The organism is Aquimarina sp. AU58, assembly GCF_900312745.1.
GTDB lineage: Bacteria > Bacteroidota > Bacteroidia > Flavobacteriales > Flavobacteriaceae > Aquimarina > Aquimarina spinulae.
On sequence record NZ_OMPD01000014.1, the window covers coordinates 3,094,039 to 3,115,184 of the forward strand.

Genomic DNA, 21,146 nt, shown 5'->3' on the forward strand with positions numbered 1-21,146 from the left:
AACGGTAAGAAATAGCACCACTGTTTTCAGTGAAAAAATGGAGGTAATTAAATACTAAAAAAACTATCTAAGTATCGGAAAATAAAAACGAATATCTAATTTGTTTTGCTCTCGTTTGTCGTGAATATTAACATCAAAATCACTAGAGTGAATCGTAGTTTTGCCTAATAATTTTTTGTCATCAAGAGAGAACGTGATAATCACTTCTTTTTGTATTCCCTTAATAGTAAGGTTGCCAATAACTTTATAAGTATTGGTGTCAAAAGCAACTACATCGGTACTCACAAATCTTATTTTTGGGTATTTTTTTCTATAGAAGAATTTTTCCCACATTAAATGCCCGTCACGCAAAAAATTATCGGTATCTAGTGTATTAATAAGTGCAGTACCTTTAAAACTTGCGTTCTCCGGGTCTTTAGGGTTGAAATTAATCTTAAAGTCTAAACCTGCAATAGTACCAGAAGTTTTATCTTTTATAAAATCAAAAGAAACTCTTGACTTTTCTTTATCGAAAACGATGCCTTGATAGTCATTGATTAAGGCATAATCAGAAGTCGGGCTGGTTGGTAATTGTGTAGCGTTAGGAATAATATCTTGCCCAAATCCTTGAGCATACAAAATACCAATCAATATGTAGAGAAAAGTTCTCATAGGGATAATTATAATGTTACTAAGTTAGAAATAATCAAGAACCATTCCAAGGGTTTATTTACCCCAATTGTATACCATCATTCAACTATAAAGCTAACAGGTATTTAACCTTTTGATTTACAGCTTTTTAACTCTTTACAGAAAGTATGGTTATTTATACTTTTGCTCTTAATAAAATTGCAATTTTAAAAGAAGTAGAGGGAAACTATGCATAAGAACTCTCGATATAACAAATTTTATAAAAACACAGATCATGAAGAAAAATGGAATATATGAAGATCAGAATACAGATGAAACAACGGTTATCGAAGAGGCTTTTGAAGGAACTGGAGATATAATAGAATCCGAAGAATTCGATGATACCTTGGGAGAGGAAACAGAAGAATCTGCCAATGACTACTTAGAGGTGAGTAGTGAAAATAGTGGGGGTGATCAGGATTTTGAAGACCTTGAAACTCCTTTTGAAGGTAATGAAAGTGGCATAACAGAAGGTTCTCAAACCGAAGAAGGAACTCTGGAAAAAGTTTCGGGCTACGACTACTCGGTGTTAGAAGAGCAAGAAAGCGAAGAAGAGGATGAAGAAAATCTTTTGGATGCATATTATGCAGAGTTTGGAGATCCTACTGCAGCAATGCTAATGCGTAGCGAAAGTGGTAAGAAAATGATGCAGGAAGTTGTTATCGGTAAAGATGATCGTAAACAAATTAAGGGAACAACCAAGTATCCCTGGCGTGCTATCTGTTCTTTAAGAATTAAAGCGAAAGATGGTACTAATTGGATTGGCACAGGATTTCTTATTGGTCCCAGAACAGTTATTACGGCGGGCCATGTGGTCTATATGCATAAGCATGGTGGCTGGGCCAAGAGTATCGAAGTAATCCCAGGAAGAAATGGTAGTAAAAAACCATACGGATCATGTAAGTCTTCTCATTTCCATTCGGTTAAAGGATGGACTAAGAGTAAAAAGAGAAGTCATGACTATGGAGCAATCATATTACCAAAAAACTGTAAGTATGGTAACAAAGTAGGATATTTTGGATATGGAAATTATGGTTTCTTTGATTTATTGGGACTAAAAGTAAACCTTTCTGGATATCCTGGGGATAAACCAGCAGGTACACAATGGTGGCATGCCAGAAAAATTAAAACCGTTACATCCAGAACATTAGTATACAATATTGATACTGCAGGAGGACAAAGTGGTTCTCCGGTATGGCGAATCAAAAATGGTAAACGCTATGCTGTAGGAATCCATACCAATGGATATTCTTTGGGGAACTCTGCTACTCGAATTACAAAACCAGTGTTTAAGAATCTCAAAAACTGGAAAAACAAATACAAATAGTAAGTAAAACAAAAAGGATGAGCATTTTTATAAAAGAGAATGCTCATTCTTTAAAAAACAAATATAAGTACTAATGGCAGCTACAATTAGAGGAAAAATAGTAGATCAAAAATCTAAAAAACCTGTAGAAGAAGCAGTAATAACTTTAACGATCACCGGGATGACACGATTAGTAGATATAGCACAAGTAACCGATGATGCTGGAGCTTTTTTCTGGAATGATCTGACTCCAGGAAAATACGATATACTCATTATCGCAGGGGGGTATGCAAACAGAAAAATTTCAATCCTACTAAATACAAACGAAGAACAGGAAATTTTTATTGAACTCTAAATCCTAAAAGAAGGATTGTTCGTACGTATCTTAAAATAAATATAAAGTACTACAAATGAGTAGACTAAAATTAAAAAAAATGATAACTTAGAAAGAGAATTAATTGTTAGTCGCGTGATTCACTAAAACTTTCCACTATGAGTAGTAAAGAAAAAACCACTAGAAAAAGACGATTCGCAGATTTCCAGAATAAATACCGTAGGTCTTCAAATTTTGGATACGGATCAAAGAGAGATCAGTTCGCCATTGCCGGAAATGGTGATCTATCTATACCAGATGACCCTAAAAAAGCATAGTGATCAACACAAGTAATCACTCTGTTAATTAAGTAGCACGTTGTTGTTTTACAGATACTTTTAGATATACCAGAATTATAATTGAAAGTAGTGCACAGACCAAAAACCCTATAAATAGAGGTAGGGTAGTACCCGAAACAAATCTTCCTATATAAGTGCTAATAGGGACTGCCATAATAGTAGAAACAAAACCTGTGATTGCAGCACCTATTCCCGCAATATGACCAATAGGTTGCATGGCCAACGCCCTTAAATTTCCAAATAAAAAACCAATAGCAAAAAATTGCATTCCGAAGAAAAGCAATAATATACCTACGCTTGGATTTGAAGAATCATAAAATAATACAATATACAAAAGTGAAATCGCAAAAAATGCGAGTAGAGAAGTGGTAACCAGTTTCTCCATACCATATTTTAAAACCAGTGTTCCGTTTAAGAAAATAGCAGAACCTATAGAGATTGCCAAAAGACCAAATATATACGGAAATTCTTCTTTTAATTGATATTGCTGTTCAAAAATTTGTTGAGAAGTACTAAGATATACCATAAAAGACCCCACAATGAAGCCCGAAATAAGCGTATAGCCCATGGTTGTTTTGTATTGCATTAATTCCTTCAGGCCATCTATAAAAATAGTAGATGTAAATTTTATACGTTTAGATATTTCGAGGGTTTCGGCTTGTCGTTTCCAAAACCAAAAAGAGACTAGTATACTAAATAGTACTTGTACATAAAAAATGGTTTGCCAATCATAATGATCTAATACAAATTTACCTAATGCAGGAGCAATAATAGGCACCAAAAGAAATACTACAGTAATAAATGACATGATACGTGCCATATAATCTCCGCTATAAATATCTCGAATCATGGCAATAGCAATAGTTCTGGGAGCAGATAATCCGATACCTTGCAGAATTCGACCCAATACCATCATTTCTATACTTGTAGCAAAAACGCAGATAAAGCTTGCGATAATAAAAAGTAATAGTCCCATATATACAACAGGTTTTCTTCCTATACTATCTGATATGGGACCAAAAAATAACGGACCAATACCAAGGCCCAGAAAAATCATGGTTATTAATAACTGATTGTCTGCGACTTGCCGGGTGCCAATAGTAATCCCAATAATATCTAACGCAGGTAAAAGTGCATCTATAGCCAAAGCTACGATAGACATTAGAGATGCCATAAGGGTTACAAATTCGAACTGGGCTAACTTATTTTTTTGCATCTGGCAAAAGTAATGCATTTGGCCCACAAAGGTTTAAAGCAGAATGTTATATTCTGTAACGTTACACCATTTTTAATAGTCTTTTATGTGAATTGTACTTTTTTAACCAATACCATCACTTAATTATGAGAAATAGTGACACTTTAACATATAATAGACAAAGGTTAAAACTGTTTCGAATACTTAGAAGAAGGCGTTACGTACTTGTAATAGGAGTTGTATGTTCTGTTTTCTTATCCGGAAAACAAATATATGCTCAGGAAAAAGAAACAGATGCAAATGGGGTAGCAGATAAGAAATCAAAGTTAGCAATTGGTGGATTTTCGTATTCTGGACTATCAAGTCGTGAACAGCATGCATATTTTACAATTGACTACCAAGTAAATTCAAATTTGTTTATAGAAATACAGGGGTATAATGATACATATCTTTCTGCAGATGTTTTTAAAATGCCGATTAGAGGAAAATTACAATTAACAAATAAATTTCATCTTTATTCTGGTTTGGAAATAGAACTCACACGAAATGTAGATATCTATGATATAGAAGTTCCTTTACAGACCAAGTTTATATATGGTATGGGGTATGATTTTGATACTAATTTTTCTTTAGAGGTAAATCATAATCTAAACTTTGGCACATCTGAGTTTGGATATTATGGAACCCCAAATTTATTATATGTCCGAGGAAGGTATAGGTTTTAGAAGCTAAAATTTTCTACTTATAATCTGATTCACTGAAACTTATGTTAAAAAAACGTATTGATATTTAAAAAAATGGTATATTATTTGATGCAATAATTAGTAATATAATCATAAAAATGAAAACTCTTTTTATACTACTTACAAGCTGTTTACTAATGAGTTGTGGAAGTTCACAAAATCTGGCGGTATCTACAGAGCAAAGTAAAGCATTAGATGAATTAGTAGCGCAAAAAAAACTCGAGATTATATCGGATTGGGCCTCACCAGTAGCGAGCAATAGTTTTAACGCATTGGCCAATAGCGGGTTACTACCTGTAGGAAGTACAGGGAATAATATAAACCTAATCGGAAATTTTAATCATTTTAGAATCCTGGGAGATAGCATCTCTGTGGATTTGCCATACTATGGAGAACGTCAAATGTCTGCAGGTTTCAATAATAAAAATAATAATATAGAATTTGATGGTGTACCAGAACATGCTAAAGTTACATATAATGAAAAAAAGCAACGGTATTCGATGAATTTTGAAATTAGGAACGCTACAGAATGGCTTAGAATATCGATAATACTATATCCAAGTTTGAGAAGTGAAATTATGATACAGAGCAATTACCGAACATCGATACGATATAGAGGTATAGTATCAAAATTAGAAGATAAGAATCATACTGCAGTATCGAATAATTAGTCTGATTGAATCAATAGTAGAGAAGCATTCAAATATTCTATTTTACATAATATAAATTATAGTACAAATATATAATATGAGTAAAACAGCGAATAGAACTTTTTCTGTTCTATTTTACATAGATGCAGATATAGCGCCTTTAGGTCTATATCGTCAGCATTTATGTAACAGCTGTTTTACGACCTAAGTTTCAATTTATATTCGTAGCTATAATGTTCCCAGCCACATCAACCCGCAGCTTTTTATATTTGTAGCTATAATTTACTTACAAGGTTAATATTTTTTTAGATGAGTTCGTGATATGCTTCGCAGTTGCCGTTATGTAAAATTGCCGCTGCCTATGCGCTCGATTGTTTTATAAAAATTAAAATGCCTGATATGGCATTTATTTTTACACACAATATCCAACCCGCATAGCCCACACCAAAAAAAGCAAATACTTTTAGGTAGCTTACAAATCGCGTATTTGATAAAATATACGTGCAAAAAGTTTTTATGCGATTCTCGTGACGTTGCCGCATAAGCATAAAATTACTCTAACGAGATAATTTCTATGCACATGCTAGCCACAGAACACAGATTAAACATTTTAAAGGTTTGCATATCTTTTTGTCTTGACCCTTCGATAAACTCAGGGTAAATGTCAAAAGAACAAAAAAACCTGTGCTGAGCTTGTCGAAGTATCAAGGCTGCACAAAACTTTAGAAACAATGTACGGCTCAATCGCTATATTTTAGAAAACATTGTAACTCGTTAAGATTCCTTTGAACTAGCCTTAAACACTAGAACTATTAATAAAAGGTATTACTAGCCCTCTAAAATATGTACGCTCTCTCGCCTATTGTTTTACCAAAGTTTTATGAGGCCGTTTTAACTATGATTAAGCTTTTAGTTTGTCAATCATATTTTCTAATGCGAATTTGCTTAGTTCTGGAATGGTATTACTAGATACTTTAATCTCCCAATTAGATAAACTAGGCATTAAACTCACTTCGTTTTCTATAAAGATATTACTATGAGACTGTGATAATTGTTTTGATGGGATTAAATAAATAACCTTCGGTTTTTTATCTATTATTAAAACTAAAGCGACAAACAAGCTATCTTTTAATTCTCCTAAATCTTGTTTGGATATTTTAATACTGCGTTGTGTAGTATCTAAATCTATTGATTTTAGATATAAATGGTTAGTTCCAATTAAAAAATCAACCTCTTCCCTCCCATCGAGTTTTGCTGTTAATTCTATGTCAAAACTTGTTAATTCAGATTTTAGGAAATCTATAATTAAAGAAGACATTAGATTTCTTCTTTTAATTTAAGGTCTTTACAAACTTGTTTAAATACTTCACAAGGGTCAACATCTATTGCTAAAGCAATTAGATATAATTCATCTGCTCTAAGCTTAGTACGTTCATTATTAGCTAACTCACTAAGTCTAGTCTTGCTAATTCCTGTTTTTCTAGAAACATCGGAACGATTAACTGATTTTCTTGATAGGAATAAACCTAATTCGGTCATTATTGTCTGTTTTTAAGAACATAAATTTACATAATAAGATAAATTATTCCGATTTTATGAACTCTTGATTTTTATTTTATCCGTATTTATGTATATTTGTTCTGATAATCGGAATATTTAATCTTAAAACAAGAATAATGCCAAGTTCAAGATATACAAAAGCACAGCTAGAACAGATAGTACATACGCAATTAGATAATTTAAATGCGATTCATGACTTATTACGTATTATGAAGCTTCAAAATGAATTAATTGAAAATGCTAATAAAAAATTAAAGGATGAAGTAATTGATTTTAAGAAACGAGTTAATTATGGGAGTGGTAAATAATAATATAAATATTGATTTATTCATCATTTCCTTTTCTTCCTTTACCAAATAAATAAATAAATTAATACAACACTTGACAATGATAATATTATGATAGAATAAAGTATAACAGTTTGTTAAGTTTTTCTTCTAATTCATTTATTATATTTTCCCAATGTTCTTGCCATCTTTTACTCCCTCTATTTACAAGATACCAAGCAAAAGAAAAAAAACAGCCAATAGAACAAATAATTAAAATATATTCAATATCAATTTTATTTTCTTTGCTATAAGCTATTAATGAAGCAAAAAAACCTGCATAAATTACAGCAAGAAACCCCCAAAAATACTGAGCTCTTTTCCAGTAATGCGTTATTTCAAAATCACGAAGCTCATACGCTCTTTTTAATTGTTCTTCAAGCTTTTCTTCAGTCATTTCTTTTTTTTTTGAGTTAAATCAATTAATTCTTTTAATTCGATTAAGTTTTTTAAGTTTACATTATCTTCTACGTAATAAGAATCACAATATTTTTTTATATCCTTTGCATAATTTATAGCAAATACTTCTAATTGTTTTATTTTAATAATAATTGTACCTAAATCTTGTGTTAGTTTTTCTATACCGTCAATTTCAAAAGGCACACGATTTTTTTGCAACAATAATAACTCGTTAAATAATGGTTCATAATATGTGATTTTTAAATCTGTTAAATCAGAATCAATTGTAGAGTTATTAATACTATTATTTATATAATCTGTATAGTTTCTATAATTTAACCAAAAATCTGTTAATGATTTAAAATAAGGAAAATTAAAAAGGTTATAAGGAGGTATGTGATAAGTCTGAATGTATTTATTTCTAATGTTATGTAAGTCTGTAAGAAAAGATTGGATATTTGTTTGAATAGAATATTTAAGTCTTACTTTTTCTTCCATTTGAGAAGAATATTTTTCTCTTATATGCGGAGTAATTTTTAAATAAAAATCGATATTTCTATAAAAATTAAGAAATTTCTTTTCCCAATCTTTTTCATCTTTAAAAAAATGCCTAAATGACCTATAAACAGTCATATAATCCATTTCAATTATTCTATTAAAATTTTCATTAACTGTAAAATAAGTTTGATTTGATAAAGTTGGGTGTAGCAATTCTTTTTTATAAAAAGTTTTAAGGTCTTTACCTTGGTGTTTTATGTCTCCAATTATTGAACCTAAAAAACTACTAATTAATTTTAATAAATCCCTTTGCTCTTCAACTTTTTCCTCTCGTGTTTCTTTTTTTTCTTTTAATATTTGTTCTCTTTGTTCTAGAACTTGATAAATAACAAATAAAATTGATAGAAAAGCTAAAACACCTCCAATTAAAGCACCATAAGCTGAAATAATGTGGTTTCTTTTATCAAAATCTACACTAAACCATTTCCAATTATTCGTTTCATTGACAGCGTCAATAGTTAAAAATAATACAATAACTAAAGTTAATATAGATGCTACTGTGATTAGTATTTTATATTGTTTTATTTTCTTAATCATAATATAATTTTAATTTCCTCTTCATTCAATCCATATAACTCATAAACCATTCGGTCTATTTCTTTGTCCAATTTATCAATCTGAGATTTTAATTGTTGAGCCTCTGCCTTTTTGGTTTCAAAAACTTCCATCCACTCCATTTCATCTAGCTTGGTAAGCTTCTCTCTTCCTGCTTTTTTAATAGCTTTGTTGAGTTCTTTAATAAAGTCTTCAAATTCTAACTCGTGCCAACTTTGAAGTTTCTTAGAGAATTTTTCTATTGAGAATTGAGAAGTTAAATATTGTAAAAAGTTTGATAGTTTTTTATTTATTTTGGCTCTAGTAGTGAGCATATTTGTTGCTTTTTCAGAAAGGATATTTCTTAACTCTTTAGTTCCTTCTGGTAATGGGAATGAACCTAGCTTGTCTAAACTTATTTTAGCAAATACTTTTCCTTTTATATCGTGTAATAATCTATAAAAAGAAGTAGCAGGCTTTGAGTTGAGTACAGCTAATAAGAAATCTAAACTGTAATTCTCATCAATTTGATAAATACCGTGTACTAAAGTATCAAAATATAAGTTTTCAGTATCTTTTGTAACTACGAACCTATCACCTGTCTTTCTAACTAGAAGTTTTGTGTTTTCGAATAGGTCTGGAGTTCTAAGAGCAAAATCTATTCGAGTTTGCTTTTTCATTCCTTCTTTACTTTTTATGTCATCTAAAGTTAGGTTATCAGCTAAATTTGGGTCATAGTTTACATATTGTCCTCCCCAATTTGAGCTATAACTATTAAACTCTTTTCCCCAAATAATAGGTTTATGTTTATCAGATTCTTTATTATCTGAAACCAATATGTGTTTTATGTTTCCTGGATTAAGACCATTTTTTAATTTGTAATAATCCTTAATTGATTTATATCTGCGTAATTTAATAAGCAGCTTACTTCCTCCTTTAACAATTGGAGAAATCTCACAGTGAGGTGTATTAAGAAAGAATGATTGTTCAATATCATTAATTATACATTTATTGCCTTCAAAATCAAAATAAGTATCAGCAGATATTAATTTAATTTTTTCTTTTTCGTTATTATTTGTATTCCTCTCAAATTTCAAAATTAGACTTCCTCCTACTTCTGCATCAGGAAATACTTTTTCAGCTAACATAAATATTTCGTGAACTTTAGATTTTTCTAAAAGATGTCGTCTTATATTCTCAAAGTATGTATTGAAAAGCAATGATTTAGGAATGATAAAATGTACAAGACCTTTTTCAAAAATTTGAAATATTCTTTCAATAAATAAAATGTATAAGTTTATTTTATAATTAGTTAAAGGGAAATTCTTTTTATAATATTCTTCTTCATTAGAATCTAAAAATATTCCATAAGGAGGATTACCAATTATCACATCAAAGCCACCTTTAGCAAATATTTTTGGAAACTCTTCTTCCCATTTAAAAGATTTATCTCCTGCTACAGTTTTACTATCTATTAAAGAGTTTCCGCATTTAATATTGTTACTTAAACTGTTTAGTTTACGTCTTGGTTGAGCAGTACGTAACCATAATGAGAGTTTTGCTATTTCAACAGATTCTTCATTTAAATCTACGCCATAAATATTATTCTCCAATACCGTGTTTTCAATATCGGGAAACACCATTGATTTACCTTGTACAATAGACATCAATTCATCTAATTCTCCGTGTTCCTTAATTAAAAAATCTAATGATTGATTAAGGAAAGCTCCAGAGCCACAAGCTGGGTCACAAATTGTAATTTGTAATAACCAAGAACGATAAGTTTCTATTATTTCAATTAATTTATAACCTTCAACAGAGACATTGGTCTTTATCTTTTTAATTGTTTTAACAATCCCTTGTCCAGTTTGAACTTGAATTTCTTTTTTAACAGTACGTCTTTCTTTTAATAAGTAATTTTTCCCAGTATCAATATTTGAAATTCCTAGCTCTTCTTTCTTTTCACTACATAGTTTACCAACTGTATTATCTACTATATATTTGGTAATGTACTTAGGGGTGTAAAAGACTCCGTCTTTTTTACGTTTTGCTTTTTGTTTATCAAAAACAACACCATCAATTTCGGCATTTATACTTTCAATCTCATTTAGAGAGTTCTCAAAAATATGTCCCAAAATGTTTACATCAACTTCACTCTCGAAATCTCTAGATTGCAATGTGTTAACGTGATTATAAAGTAAATCATTATCTATTAACAAACTATCGAGAATAGCATCAGGTTTAAACAATCCTCCATTGTAGGCAAAAATCTCTTCTCTGGAATTGGTCTTTTGACGTCCTGTATCTAAATCATTGAAATACTGTTTAAACAAATTATATAACGGTCTTTCATCTCCAAAGTCATTATCTGCTTTCCATTTATCGAGTATTTTTTTTGTGGAGTTACTAGTCAATAAAGTGCTGTCTTCTGCAAAGAAGATAAACAGGAAACGGTCTATTAATTTTTGTGATTTTTTAAATAATGTGCGCTTAATATTTTTTGTTCCTTTCTCTTTATCTTCATTATTTAATTCAGTACGAAAAACTTGGTTTTTTATATTCTGTTTTACCAAATCACGAAATAGCTCACGTTTAAATAGTGAATAATCTTTATATAAATCATCAGTAATCTTCTTTTCTTTTTGAATAGAAGCTTGTTTTATAGTAAGAGGTAGATTGTTAAGAATATTATCTTTTGCTAAGCACAAATACATTAATTGAAATTGCTCTTCGGTAAGAGTAAACAAATTGAACTCTTCAAATTCTACAGCATTATTAATATAAAAGCGTAGTTTTTCAAAATTGGAAGTGATAACATAAACACATCCTGTTTGATTAGCTTTATAATCGAAAGCTTGTTGTCGTATCTTTTCTAAATCTTTAAGCTTTGTACTTTTAAGCTCTATAACTCCTAAAGCTTTGCTATCTTTTAAAATGGCTCCATCTGCTTTTTTTGCTCCTTTTTCGTTTTTAAACTCTGTTGTAAGATTGTATTTTGGGTCTGGATTTATGGTGTAACCAAAGATAGTTACAAAGAGTTCCATTAAAAATTTTTGCTGGAAACCTTCTTCTTTTATTTCCCTTATATTTTGCTGTCTAACGGAATTGTGAAAGTATTTTGTGAATTTTTTATATGCTTTAAATACAAGTTCTTTGTCTTGTAATGCTAAATATGTTTTAAGTACTGAGTTTTGATATAATGCCATTTAAAAGTGTAAATTCCTAAAGGTATTAATTATGAATATATTGTGCTATTAATTTTGCATACAATATTTATTCCCATTACATACACATTCCCGCTTCACTCCTATCGTCACTTCGGGCAAAGCGTATTCCATTACATTTTTAAAGAAACTTTTAGAAAGAAAAAAATCAAAGAAAATTGAGGTATAAACTTCGCTTTTACCAAAGCAAAGTGACCCTTCGTCAGGCTCAGGACAAAGCATAACGCAAGTACATTATGATACAAAAATAGTAATTCATAATTCCAGCTGCATCATCTCGCAGCTTTACAAAATTGATTCACAGGATCAATTTTGTAAACTCGTATAAAATTGCTTTATTAACAAAAATCAAGTTGGTTTTATTGTTATTGATTAAATTTATTAGCACTTTATAACTAAAACTATTTACTATTAAAGAATCCGATGCGAGAAAAATTGCGGGTATCGTTGAGCCTTAATTTAGAAGAAGTATTATTCTTATAAATTATACGGTTTTCAGGGATAAAACTGATCTGAAATTTAAATTATATTTACGTTCTAAATAACTAACAACAAATACAATAATAAAACCCCAAAGATGAAAGAAGAAATAAAATGGTTTGAAGAAATGACCCAATATCTATTCAAAGAATACAAATCTTTGTTTTTAAAAAAGGTAGTGGATTATGAAAAAGGGTCTATAAAAAAAATTGCCCTTTTAAGAAACCAGTACCTAGATTATGATGACGATGATAACGATTATGTTGTTGTTGACTACTCATTAGGAATCTATTCTAAGGATCAGGTGCGAGTGTTAAAAAATAAAATAGACGAATCGTCTAATAGCGACGTTTTAGAGGATGTTAAAGACCTTTGGGGACCACCATTACTAAATGCAGCGTGGGAAAAAAGTTACGACTATAGTACAGATTTTGAGATGTTCCAGCACTGTACTGTGCTGGCTAATATAGCACAAAAGCTATTAGAGGACACGGAAATTGAACCTTATGTTATGAAAGGTGCCTCGGTCTTTATAAAAAGCTTTGGCGATTTTAACGAGGAGTGCATGGTGCCTATGTATACAGGAATTATTCCAGAAACTACAATTCGTAAAAAAGTTATAGCTGATTTTGTTACTACTGATGAAAATAAAAAATTGTTGCTGTCGCTTTGGAATAAAGAAATCACAGAACCAGGAAAAACCCTTTTTAAGAAAATAGGTATTAATCCATTACCAAATTACCCAAGTAAAAACGATATTAGTAAAGAGTTGTTTAAAGCACGACATATACTGGTTGACAAGGAAAATGATGGAGAAAGTAAAGAGGTACGTAATAAAGCAGCTATAGCAAGTCTGGAACCGTATTTAGAAGACATTAAACCGTATACTGGGAAAAAATCAAAAAAAATAACGGAAGCTATTAAAGAACATGAAAGCGCATGCAATTATTTGGGATTATGGTATAAGGGGTTAAAGGACTATGACCAGGCAGAAAAATGGTGGAAACGTTGTTATCAAATCCTACCTACAGAGGCAGGTGCTTTAAACCTTTGTTTAATCTATAAAAACAATAAGCCTAATTACCCAGAATTTTTAAAAATCTGTGAGCATTTAACGTCTATTTATAACAAATTGTCTTCATATAGTCAAATGTATGCATGGGAGTACTTAGCGACTGCTTATGTGCTGAATGAAGAGATAGAAAAAGCAATTAGCACCTTTAAAACACTGATAAAAGATAACCCCGATGAGGAGATATCGTATTACAAATCATTAGCAAATAAAGCGTTAGACAAATTGTTTGAACAAAGAGAAAAAGATGAAAAGCTAAAAAACAAATTGTTAAATGTCTTTGAATCACAAAAAGACACAAAACAAAAATAAAAAGAAGTGAATCTTAATGAAAAGACTATAATTAGCTCATATTCAGAAGCAAAAAACTAAAAGATGAAGACTTTGATTTTAAAAAGAGAGTTAATTATTCAACAGAAGAAATAAACCATTCCATACACATTTTACCTCCATTCCTCTACCTTTTCAGCAAAAAGAGTATTCCATTACATTTTTAAGAAACTTTTGGAAAGAAAAAAAATAAAGAATATTAGTTCTAGTAAAAGCTTTTTAACAAAACAAAGCGAACCTTCGGCAATACTTCGACAAGCTCAGTGTGACAGCTCAGGGTAATACATAACGCAAGTACATTATGATACAAAAATAGTAGTCATAATTCCAGTCACATCATCTCGCAGCTTTACAAAATTGATCCTGTGAATCAATTTTGTAAACTCGTATAAAATTGTTTTAAACTTTAAAAATTATTGTTTTATTGTATTCGGATGTGCGTTATAGACTATAAATTCTTTTCATGATCCATACTTTGGTTTAATACACGAACAATTAAAATATCAATATCTGTAGCTAAATAAAAAATAGTGTGAGATTTATAAGAAAATCGCTTTAATGATAGAATAAATTCTGATGCATCACGCCCAAGATTAGTATTATCAGCTAATACTTGAAAAAGTGTATGCATTCCTAATAAGTAATCCTTGGCTTGTTTTAACCCAAATGTTTCAATGCCATATTCATACATTTTGGCAAGATCAATTTCGGCTTTTCTTGATAATTTATAAACGCCCATCTGCTCGCATACGTTCTTCGACTTCTTTCATAATATCTGGAACAGACTTATCACTAATACCACTATCCATACCTTCTGTTATAGCAGCTTTAAGTGCTGAGAACTTTGCTTTTTTAGCTTGGTCACGCCTTACTAAATCACGAAGATACTCACTATCATTTGTAAATTCTCCTGCCTTAATTTGAGATTTTATCCACTTATCCTGCTTCTTTGTAAATGTGATCGTTTTTCTAATTGTTGACATAATCAAATGTTTAAATAATCATACTATTGGTGTAATATACAATATTGATTAAACATTCCAAAATTAAGAGCTCCTAATTAATGCTCTTGTAATCATTCCCATTCCACACACATTATGCTTCCCTCCTATTATGTCGTCGCATAAAAAGTATTCCATTACCTTATATTATTATTTAAAGCATACTTTTCAAGTTCTTCAATAGTTGGAATTTTAATGCTTTGTTTTACGGTATCTAAATCTAGTGGTTGTTAAGTATATTTGATGAGTTCTTAATCTTTAAAATCTCACATCTCAATTTTTGATACAGGTTAAATAATATCTAATTTTATTTATTCCCAATACGGATTTTAATTCAGCCTGCTTTGACTTATATTTAAACGAATACTAATATGAATACAAACGAACAATGTAAATTGCTATATGAAAAAGGAATAAAGTTTATAGAAAAAAAGCAATTTAAAGAAGCAATTGAATCTTTCACCCTTGCAGAAAAAAATAGCCCTCAAGGTTATCCGGAAGCCTCATTTCAAAAAGGGTATATTTATCTTTTTACGAATCAATTTGAGAATGCCATTATTTCATTTACAAATGCCGAAAATTACTCCATTAGTGGCTCTTATCCTTCAGCCTCACATAACAAAGGCTTGGCATATAAAAAGTTGGGGCAAATTGGAAGCAGTCTAAAATCATTTGCAAAAGCTGTTAATGACTCACCAAATGGATTTCCAGAAGCATCTTGTGAAATGGGAGCCATATATTATGAATCGAAACTATATAAAGAGGCGGTGAATGCATATAAAAAGGCATTATCTGACTCTCAAAATGACTACCCAGTTGCTTCTAATAATTTAGGGCTTACTTATGATAACCTTGGGGATTATGAGAAAGCTCTTGAATTTCTAACACAGAGTGAGAATAGTCCAACAGAATGTTATCCACATGCCTCCTATAATAAAGGGCTTATTTACAAAAAAATGGGTAAAATGCAAAGTAGCTTAGCATCATTTAATAAGGCGGACAATGATTCACCAAATGGTTATCCATTGGCAACTCTGAATATGGGAAACATATATTGGGAATCAGGCAATCTTGAATTGGCTTTAAAGGCATTTAATAAATCAGAATTAGATTCTCCTAACGGTTATCCAGATGCATCTAATAATAAGGGGCTTATTTATCATAGGTTAGGGCTTTTACATAAAGCTCTGGAATCATTTACAAAAGCCGACGAGGGTCGCAGTGAAGGTTATCCTGATGCGGCATTGTATATAGGATTAATTTACAAGGAACTTGGGGATCTTGAAAGAGCGCTTCGATTTTATACAAAAGCCGAAAATGATTCGGAAAATGGGCATCCTCATTCCTCATTCAACAAAGGGGTAACTTACTTATCGTTGAGACAGATGAATAACGCTCTCAAATCATTTTCCAAGGCTGAAAAGGATTCACCCAAAGGCTATCCACTAGCCTCATTCGACAAAGGAAGGATTTATTTTACTTACGAGGACCTTGAAAATTCAATTAATAGTTTCCAGAAGTCCATACAAGACTCAAAAGATAATATCTATCCAAAAAGTCAAATGTGGCTTTCAAGATGTTTCTTTCAACAAGAAAAAAAGGATTTGGCTAAAGAGCACGCCTATTTGGCCTTGAAACAAGATAATAGAGATAGTGTAATTATAGAATATATCAATTTTCGATATTCAGATCAAAACTCCAAAGATATTTATGCTTCACGATTAAAGTATCTGGATACAGTATTCATAAATTATGTATTAAATGTTAATTTTGATAATTTTAAAACTGACAGCAGGTTATATGAAAAGTTGATTCGAAAAATTGGAATCCAAGAGAACAATTTTGAAACTTTTCACAAGATATTAAGAGAAAAAGAAATTGTTCTTCCGGTAGATATTAGTCACAAAGAACGGCTTCGTCTATCATACTTAATTTATTTCTTGAATGGAGATTATCACAACGCTTTCTACCTACTGGATAAAGACATAGATAATCATTACGGACATGAAAATATTGATCATTATTTTTATTTTATAACAGCTTACCTCATTGGAGAACCTGTCAATGAACTTAGTTATTTCTTGAATTGGTCAATTGACTCGAAAGATGAAATTGATGAAGAGTTATTAGAGTGGTCAAACAAAGTTCGTTATGCAATTGAAAACAGAAATTATATTGATCCTTATCTTTTAAACATTCCTTTACAAAACAAAATCATTAGCAATAAATGGTTGTCAAACAACACATATCATCCTTGGATAAAAACTGCCTTGGAAACAATAAATAATCCAAATATTACCTATACACTGCCAATAACCGAAAATGAACTAATAGGTCTCCTTCCCCAATTTTTAAAGAGGTTTGATCGTAACTGGGAATCTGAGACTGTACAAACCGAGCAAAAATTCAGAACCATTATTAAACTAGTGGTTAATGCCAAAAACCAAGATGATTTCAGAGATATCATTTTAGCAATAAGAGAGGGTATCAAACTTGGAATACCATATTTAAAATTGCTTATTAAGTTGATGGATATGACCAGGCTAGAAAAAAACCTAACAATCAGAAAAAACATAATTTTATTACAAAGCGCTGTACTCGTATCTGAACGTTTCGAAAACAAAAAGGAAATGCCTATTAAGGAAAGACTGGTTATTGAAACGGTTAAATCCTTAGCTATTGACGGTTCCTTACTTTTGCTGGATATTTCAGTATTTGGAATCGGTACTGCTATTTCCACAATTTTGGCTATATCGGACCATATAAAGGGTAACAACCGAAAGGAAAGGGTTGAATCCGTTTTTAGTCAGATGTCTTCAGATATAGTATGAATTAATAATGTACATATATCTAAATCGTTTACTAACCAATTACGGATCTCGATATAAATTAAGAAGTTATCTGAATTTTGGTGTTCATCATTATGATAATGGTGAATATGAAAAAGCTTTGGAATACTATAATAAAGCAAAAGAACTTGATGATAAAACTTATTTGCTAGATGAGTATATAGAAAAGGCAAAGAGGAAATTAAGTTTGTCTATCCCATTCCATACACATTTTGCCTCCACTCTTCTACCCTAGCAGCAAAAGAGTATTCCATTACAGTTGCCAAAGAAACTTGGGATAGGAAAAAAATCTAAAAAGAAAAGTAGTTATTCATAATAGGTTTTTTCTCCCAAGCAAAGTGACATAACGCCATAAAAAAACTAGCCTTTTAGAATGATTCAAAATTCACGTATTTGATAATAAGTTTATTTGTATGAATAAAATCGTTCTACAAGCGGGAAAATTAAAATTATTTTATAAGCAGCTTCATTCATGAGGAATAGTCTCTAACAGGTCAGTTTTCTCAAAATAATCCAAGTCAATACTTTTTACAGCTTCCTGTTGAAAAAAAACGTGATTAGCTGCTTTTCTCAAAAGTTCATCTAAAGGTGTTTTTCGTTGCAATTGTTCCAATACTTTATGTCCCAATAAGGACATAAGTTGTATTGTAATAGGAAGAACATATTCCCCATTATTCTTGTATCCAGTCATAAGTTCTTTATCAAACTTATCTTCATCCCAATGGGCTAATGCTGTTCCAGGTCCTCCATCTCTTTCTACTTCCATTCTTTTCAAATCACCTAATTTATTTATAGCCCTTGAGGTGAATTCACCAGTATTTTTATTGAAGAGTTTACCCCAATCTTCCCATCCTATACCTAATGTATGTCCAATCTCATGGATAATGGTTCCAGCAATATCATTTTCTGTGTAGCTCCCAAGAAATTTCGTATTGAACTCAACAATTCCATATCTAACACCATCTTTTTCATAGGGTTTATAGGCTCGAGCTATTGTCCCCCTTAAACTAGTAAAGGTTCCTAAGCGAACTACGATTGATTTTTTTGGTTCAATAAATTGATTCCAAAAATTACACGACGTCCTTGCTCCTTGTTGAAGTTTCCCATCCATATCAGAAATGATCTTATATGTTATGAAATTGGGTGATTCAGTATTATTGTTTAATTCCTGTGAATCAGGAGAAGTTTCCTTAGCTTTGATAAGCCACGAAATAGTATGTTGCATAGTTCTCAATTGAATGGACTCTGCTCCTGTAAGGTCTCTATTCAAAGTATTAATACGGTTAGCTTCAGCAACCAATCCATCAATAAGTTCATTGATTGTTTTTGCCTCTCTTTTTATCTTTTCCAATGATGATTCCGTTGATTCAGCCTTTAGTCGATGTTGCTTGAGAATTTGCATCAATCTACTCTCAGATTGAGATTCCTCTTGAGAAACCAATCCTAATGGTATATCCCTGCTCCAAGAATCAAAGAATCTTAAACTAGTAACCTGCTCAATTTCTTCAAGCGTAGCTGGATAATCTTCTGGACTAGAGTTCCCTGGTGCATTTTGAGGAATCATAAAGCAATCTATATGTGCTTTTGACAGTGTGTCATAGGGGTATCTATATGGATCCACAGTAATACAGAAGTATGCATCAGGAACAGGTAGATGTTTGCCTTTTCCTCTATAGATCATTTCTGGTTGGTCACCAAAAATCGGACCGACAATAGCCCAAACATGATCATGTTCCTTAGGCTTGTCTTCTATTTGACGAATTGCATTTTCTAATTTCAACCATACACCACTATTAAGTGAAGCATACTGAGGACTCATATTCGACATAAAAAAAGTCTCCATTTGAGCTAATCTACCAAATTGTCTATTAATAACTTCATTAGGGGTCATATGACCTACATTAAGTTGTATTCCTCCAATTTTCCCAAAAGTTTTCTTGCCAATACGGAATTTCTTATCAAGTCTTAAATCATTGTAATAATTGATTGGGCGGTCATATTTCACATCAGCATCGGCATGCGCCACCCGATAAGCCGACCAAGCTGGTTGTAGACGATCTGGTGAGAAACCAACTACATATCCATGATTAATAAGTATTTGAATTTCCCTGTTTTCATCAGTATTTTGTGGTGCTCCTCTCCAAAGGTGTATATCTACTAAATGGGTAAGGTTCTCACTTTTCGGATGGATTGTCGTGTTGTCCATAGATTGATAAACTTTAATTCATAATTATTGAATAAAACTATATCAAAAATCCTCACCCTACCATACCCATTAAAGAGTATATTTTAGAGAGAATACCATTCCATACACTTTGCTACCACTTCTCTGCTCTAGCTACAAAAAGAGTATTCCATTACATTATTTTAAGAAACTTTTGGGAAAGGAAAAAAATCTAAAAAGAAAGAAGTATATTTAATTATTCATTATAGTACAAAGTGTAGCATTTTCACCAAACAGGAGAATATACGTTTGTAAACTATAATTCTATATTGTATAAAAAGCCCTCAAGCCCTGAGAATTAATTAAAACTTAAAACAGGGTCATGCAAGCGATGTTATATCATACGGCCATCAAAATTGTAGCCGATTTATCCCCATATTTCGGATCTCTATTCGGGTGACAAAATGCATCTCTGTTTTCCCTAATAAAAACATGATAATTCCCATTTTGACTACTGTTGTCGATAGCATCAATCGCATTTTCGTACTCTATTATGGCCATATTAGCAGCAGCAGAAGCGGTTACGCCATTATTGAGCTCTATTACCAAGGTTTCATCAGGTTGCATAAAGTGGCTTATAAGATCGTAATCTGGGTCATCCTCGTGCGGTGCTTTAAAATAATCATTATATCCAAAAAATGCCTTGCATCCCTGACTCACCATTTCAGGACCCAGTGAATCTCCTGCAAAACAGGCATGGAGATGGACAATTTTGTCATCCAAATAGTTGGCTAAATCATTATCATCTTTATCAAATATTTTGGTATGCCCATAATCATTGATATAGTCAAAATGGCCATGACCACTAAAGGTGAATAATGCCTCCGCGTGGTTAGTGCAACCATTTTTTATAGCGCTGGCTCGGGCTCCATTGGATTCATAAGCAGCAACAACATCTGAATGAATGTTATTATATAGATGTTGTTTTCTATAGTCCCCTATTTGGGTACTATCTTCATCGTTTTTAACGTCTACGTAGATAATGCTCATTCCTCTGAGTTTAGGCGTTGTACCATCAAATCAATTGTTTTGAGTTCTAGTTGTATTAGATATTTTGCATGTTCAGAATCCTCTTTGATTAATTGAATGGCCTTCTCTCTGTCAACTTTGCCAACATCGGGCAAACGAAAAATACCATAGTTTTTTACATTTTCCAATCGGTTAAGCGCAAGCTCCTTTTTAGCGACTTCTGAGATGGAATCCGCTTGAAAAGGAAGTATTCTCTCCTTTTGGTTTGAATCATAATCTTCTAGAGTAATTTCATTACCGTTCTCATCAATCCTTATCACCAAATTCCATTGGTCTTTTGGTATTTTGTTTCTTTCCGGTTTTTTTTTCTGCACTGGCATATAAA

The 21,146-nt window shown here is 31.5% G+C and carries 21 protein-coding genes; 9 read left to right on the plus strand and 12 right to left on the minus strand.

Annotation, left to right across the window (positions count from 1 at the left end; all coding sequences use genetic code 11):
- Nucleotides 1–63: 63 nt before the first annotated feature.
- Nucleotides 64–651 (minus strand): YceI family protein, encoded by a 588-nt coding sequence (locus DK441_RS24755; RefSeq protein WP_109853224.1) that lies wholly within the window; start codon nt 649–651, stop codon nt 64–66.
- 253 nt (nt 652–904) lie between these two features.
- Between DK441_RS24755 and DK441_RS24760 the strand changes: the two genes are divergently transcribed.
- From DK441_RS24760 to DK441_RS26825, 3 genes are all read left to right on the plus strand, one after another.
- The gene (locus DK441_RS24760) at nt 905–1,996 is read left to right on the plus strand and encodes a serine protease (RefSeq protein WP_109853225.1); all 1,092 of its coding nucleotides are present in this window, start codon (nt 905–907) and stop codon (nt 1,994–1,996) included.
- A 73-nt stretch (nt 1,997–2,069) separates the two neighbouring features.
- Nucleotides 2,070–2,330, plus strand: a complete 261-nt coding sequence (locus tag DK441_RS24765) for a carboxypeptidase-like regulatory domain-containing protein (protein WP_109853226.1) — start codon at nt 2,070–2,072, stop codon at nt 2,328–2,330.
- 137 nt (nt 2,331–2,467) lie between these two features.
- Nucleotides 2,468–2,626: a hypothetical protein gene (locus DK441_RS26825; RefSeq protein ID WP_160112269.1), complete on the plus strand. Its 159-nt coding sequence runs from the start codon at nt 2,468–2,470 to the stop codon at nt 2,624–2,626.
- A gap of 28 nt (nt 2,627–2,654) precedes the next feature.
- Here the strand turns inward: DK441_RS26825 and DK441_RS24770 are convergent, their stop codons facing one another.
- A complete protein-coding gene (locus DK441_RS24770) occupies nt 2,655–3,863 on the minus strand; it encodes a multidrug effflux MFS transporter (RefSeq protein ID WP_109853227.1) in 1,209 nt (402 codons plus the stop codon).
- Between the two features lie 125 nt (nt 3,864–3,988).
- Between DK441_RS24770 and DK441_RS24775 the strand changes: the two genes are divergently transcribed.
- Nucleotides 3,989–4,567, plus strand: coding sequence for a hypothetical protein (locus DK441_RS24775; RefSeq protein ID WP_109853228.1), 579 nt, complete (start codon nt 3,989–3,991; stop codon nt 4,565–4,567).
- Nucleotides 4,568–4,683: 116 nt separating this feature from the next.
- Nucleotides 4,684–5,256 carry a DUF4251 domain-containing protein gene (locus tag DK441_RS24780; protein ID WP_109853229.1) on the plus strand — a complete coding sequence of 191 codons (573 nt, stop codon included), beginning with the start codon at nt 4,684–4,686 and terminating at the stop codon, nt 5,254–5,256.
- Nucleotides 5,257–6,136: 880 nt separating this feature from the next.
- Here the strand turns inward: DK441_RS24780 and DK441_RS24785 are convergent.
- Complete coding sequence (locus DK441_RS24785; RefSeq protein ID WP_109853230.1) at nt 6,137–6,553, minus strand: hypothetical protein; 417 nt, start codon at nt 6,551–6,553, stop codon at nt 6,137–6,139.
- Nucleotides 6,553–6,774: a helix-turn-helix transcriptional regulator gene (locus DK441_RS24790; RefSeq protein WP_109853231.1), complete on the minus strand. Its 222-nt coding sequence runs from the start codon at nt 6,772–6,774 to the stop codon at nt 6,553–6,555. The genes DK441_RS24785 and DK441_RS24790 overlap by 1 nt, the downstream gene beginning before the upstream one ends.
- A gap of 137 nt (nt 6,775–6,911) precedes the next feature.
- Here DK441_RS24790 and DK441_RS24795 point away from each other — a divergent pair, with 137 nt between their 5' ends.
- Nucleotides 6,912–7,103 (plus strand): hypothetical protein, encoded by a 192-nt coding sequence (locus DK441_RS24795; RefSeq protein WP_109853232.1) that lies wholly within the window; start codon nt 6,912–6,914, stop codon nt 7,101–7,103.
- Between the two features lie 88 nt (nt 7,104–7,191).
- Here the strand turns inward: DK441_RS24795 and DK441_RS24800 are convergent, their stop codons facing one another.
- The 3 genes from DK441_RS24800 to DK441_RS24810 are packed head-to-tail and all read right to left on the minus strand — an operon-like array spanning nt 7,192 to nt 11,818.
- Nucleotides 7,192–7,518 carry a hypothetical protein gene (locus DK441_RS24800; protein WP_109853233.1) on the minus strand — a complete coding sequence of 109 codons (327 nt, stop codon included), beginning with the start codon at nt 7,516–7,518 and terminating at the stop codon, nt 7,192–7,194.
- The gene (locus DK441_RS24805) at nt 7,515–8,615 is read right to left on the minus strand and encodes a hypothetical protein (protein WP_109853234.1); all 1,101 of its coding nucleotides are present in this window, start codon (nt 8,613–8,615) and stop codon (nt 7,515–7,517) included. Before DK441_RS24805 ends, DK441_RS24800 begins: the two co-directional genes overlap by 4 nt.
- On the minus strand, nt 8,612–11,818 hold the full coding sequence (locus tag DK441_RS24810) for an N-6 DNA methylase (RefSeq protein ID WP_109853235.1): 3,207 nt from the start codon (nt 11,816–11,818) through the stop codon (nt 8,612–8,614). The genes DK441_RS24805 and DK441_RS24810 overlap by 4 nt, the downstream gene beginning before the upstream one ends.
- Nucleotides 11,819–12,413: 595 nt before the next feature.
- On the opposite strand from DK441_RS24810, the gene DK441_RS24820 reads away from it, so the two are divergent.
- On the plus strand, nt 12,414–13,700 hold the full coding sequence (locus tag DK441_RS24820; protein WP_109853237.1) for a lipopolysaccharide assembly protein LapB: 1,287 nt from the start codon (nt 12,414–12,416) through the stop codon (nt 13,698–13,700).
- Between the two features lie 466 nt (nt 13,701–14,166).
- Here the strand turns inward: DK441_RS24820 and DK441_RS24825 are convergent, their stop codons facing one another.
- Both DK441_RS24825 and DK441_RS24830 read right to left on the minus strand, forming a co-directional pair.
- Complete coding sequence (locus DK441_RS24825) at nt 14,167–14,457, minus strand: type II toxin-antitoxin system RelE/ParE family toxin (protein ID WP_109853238.1); 291 nt, start codon at nt 14,455–14,457, stop codon at nt 14,167–14,169.
- Nucleotides 14,444–14,701: a type II toxin-antitoxin system ParD family antitoxin gene (locus DK441_RS24830; protein ID WP_109853239.1), complete on the minus strand. Its 258-nt coding sequence runs from the start codon at nt 14,699–14,701 to the stop codon at nt 14,444–14,446. The genes DK441_RS24825 and DK441_RS24830 overlap by 14 nt, the downstream gene beginning before the upstream one ends.
- A 389-nt stretch (nt 14,702–15,090) precedes the next feature.
- On the opposite strand from DK441_RS24830, the gene DK441_RS24835 reads away from it, so the two are divergent.
- Both DK441_RS24835 and DK441_RS24840 read left to right on the plus strand, forming a co-directional pair.
- The gene (locus tag DK441_RS24835) at nt 15,091–17,550 is read left to right on the plus strand and encodes a tetratricopeptide repeat protein (protein WP_109853240.1); all 2,460 of its coding nucleotides are present in this window, start codon (nt 15,091–15,093) and stop codon (nt 17,548–17,550) included.
- 7 nt (nt 17,551–17,557) lie between these two features.
- Nucleotides 17,558–17,803 (plus strand): hypothetical protein, encoded by a 246-nt coding sequence (locus DK441_RS24840; RefSeq protein ID WP_109853241.1) that lies wholly within the window; start codon nt 17,558–17,560, stop codon nt 17,801–17,803.
- A gap of 231 nt (nt 17,804–18,034) precedes the next feature.
- Here the strand turns inward: DK441_RS24840 and DK441_RS24845 are convergent, their stop codons facing one another.
- The 3 genes from DK441_RS24845 to DK441_RS24855 all read right to left on the minus strand — a co-directional run bounded on the left by DK441_RS24845 (nt 18,035) and on the right by DK441_RS24855 (nt 21,141).
- Entirely contained in the window at nt 18,035–19,774 is a 1,740-nt protein-coding gene (locus DK441_RS24845; protein WP_109853242.1) for a DNA/RNA non-specific endonuclease, read from the minus strand.
- A gap of 357 nt (nt 19,775–20,131) precedes the next feature.
- Nucleotides 20,132–20,782 (minus strand): hypothetical protein, encoded by a 651-nt coding sequence (locus DK441_RS24850; protein WP_109853243.1) that lies wholly within the window; start codon nt 20,780–20,782, stop codon nt 20,132–20,134.
- Nucleotides 20,779–21,141 (minus strand): hypothetical protein, encoded by a 363-nt coding sequence (locus DK441_RS24855; protein ID WP_109853244.1) that lies wholly within the window; start codon nt 21,139–21,141, stop codon nt 20,779–20,781. Before DK441_RS24855 ends, DK441_RS24850 begins: the two co-directional genes overlap by 4 nt.
- Between the last annotated feature and the right edge of the window lie 5 nt (nt 21,142–21,146).

What these genes read in the sequence shown, in the direction of transcription:
- DK441_RS24755 (WP_109853224.1), bottom strand. Translation starts at nt 651, where the DNA reads ATGAGAACTTTTCTCTACATATTGATTGGTATTTTGTATGCTCAAGGA.
- DK441_RS24760 (WP_109853225.1), top strand. Translation starts at nt 905, where the DNA reads ATGAAGAAAAATGGAATATATGAAGATCAGAATACAGATGAAACAACG.
- DK441_RS24765 (WP_109853226.1), top strand. Translation starts at nt 2,070, where the DNA reads ATGGCAGCTACAATTAGAGGAAAAATAGTAGATCAAAAATCTAAAAAA.
- DK441_RS26825 (WP_160112269.1), top strand. Translation starts at nt 2,468, where the DNA reads ATGAGTAGTAAAGAAAAAACCACTAGAAAAAGACGATTCGCAGATTTC.
- DK441_RS24770 (WP_109853227.1), bottom strand. Translation starts at nt 3,863, where the DNA reads ATGCAAAAAAATAAGTTAGCCCAGTTCGAATTTGTAACCCTTATGGCA.
- DK441_RS24775 (WP_109853228.1), top strand. Translation starts at nt 3,989, where the DNA reads ATGAGAAATAGTGACACTTTAACATATAATAGACAAAGGTTAAAACTG.
- DK441_RS24780 (WP_109853229.1), top strand. Translation starts at nt 4,684, where the DNA reads ATGAAAACTCTTTTTATACTACTTACAAGCTGTTTACTAATGAGTTGT.
- DK441_RS24785 (WP_109853230.1), bottom strand. Translation starts at nt 6,553, where the DNA reads ATGTCTTCTTTAATTATAGATTTCCTAAAATCTGAATTAACAAGTTTT.
- DK441_RS24790 (WP_109853231.1), bottom strand. Translation starts at nt 6,774, where the DNA reads ATGACCGAATTAGGTTTATTCCTATCAAGAAAATCAGTTAATCGTTCC.
- DK441_RS24795 (WP_109853232.1), top strand. Translation starts at nt 6,912, where the DNA reads ATGCCAAGTTCAAGATATACAAAAGCACAGCTAGAACAGATAGTACAT.
- DK441_RS24800 (WP_109853233.1), bottom strand. Translation starts at nt 7,518, where the DNA reads ATGACTGAAGAAAAGCTTGAAGAACAATTAAAAAGAGCGTATGAGCTT.
- DK441_RS24805 (WP_109853234.1), bottom strand. Translation starts at nt 8,615, where the DNA reads ATGATTAAGAAAATAAAACAATATAAAATACTAATCACAGTAGCATCT.
- DK441_RS24810 (WP_109853235.1), bottom strand. Translation starts at nt 11,818, where the DNA reads ATGGCATTATATCAAAACTCAGTACTTAAAACATATTTAGCATTACAA.
- DK441_RS24820 (WP_109853237.1), top strand. Translation starts at nt 12,414, where the DNA reads ATGAAAGAAGAAATAAAATGGTTTGAAGAAATGACCCAATATCTATTC.
- DK441_RS24825 (WP_109853238.1), bottom strand. Translation starts at nt 14,457, where the DNA reads ATGGGCGTTTATAAATTATCAAGAAAAGCCGAAATTGATCTTGCCAAA.
- DK441_RS24830 (WP_109853239.1), bottom strand. Translation starts at nt 14,701, where the DNA reads ATGTCAACAATTAGAAAAACGATCACATTTACAAAGAAGCAGGATAAG.
- DK441_RS24835 (WP_109853240.1), top strand. Translation starts at nt 15,091, where the DNA reads ATGAATACAAACGAACAATGTAAATTGCTATATGAAAAAGGAATAAAG.
- DK441_RS24840 (WP_109853241.1), top strand. Translation starts at nt 17,558, where the DNA reads ATGTACATATATCTAAATCGTTTACTAACCAATTACGGATCTCGATAT.
- DK441_RS24845 (WP_109853242.1), bottom strand. Translation starts at nt 19,774, where the DNA reads ATGGACAACACGACAATCCATCCGAAAAGTGAGAACCTTACCCATTTA.
- DK441_RS24850 (WP_109853243.1), bottom strand. Translation starts at nt 20,782, where the DNA reads ATGAGCATTATCTACGTAGACGTTAAAAACGATGAAGATAGTACCCAA.
- DK441_RS24855 (WP_109853244.1), bottom strand. Translation starts at nt 21,141, where the DNA reads ATGCCAGTGCAGAAAAAAAAACCGGAAAGAAACAAAATACCAAAAGAC.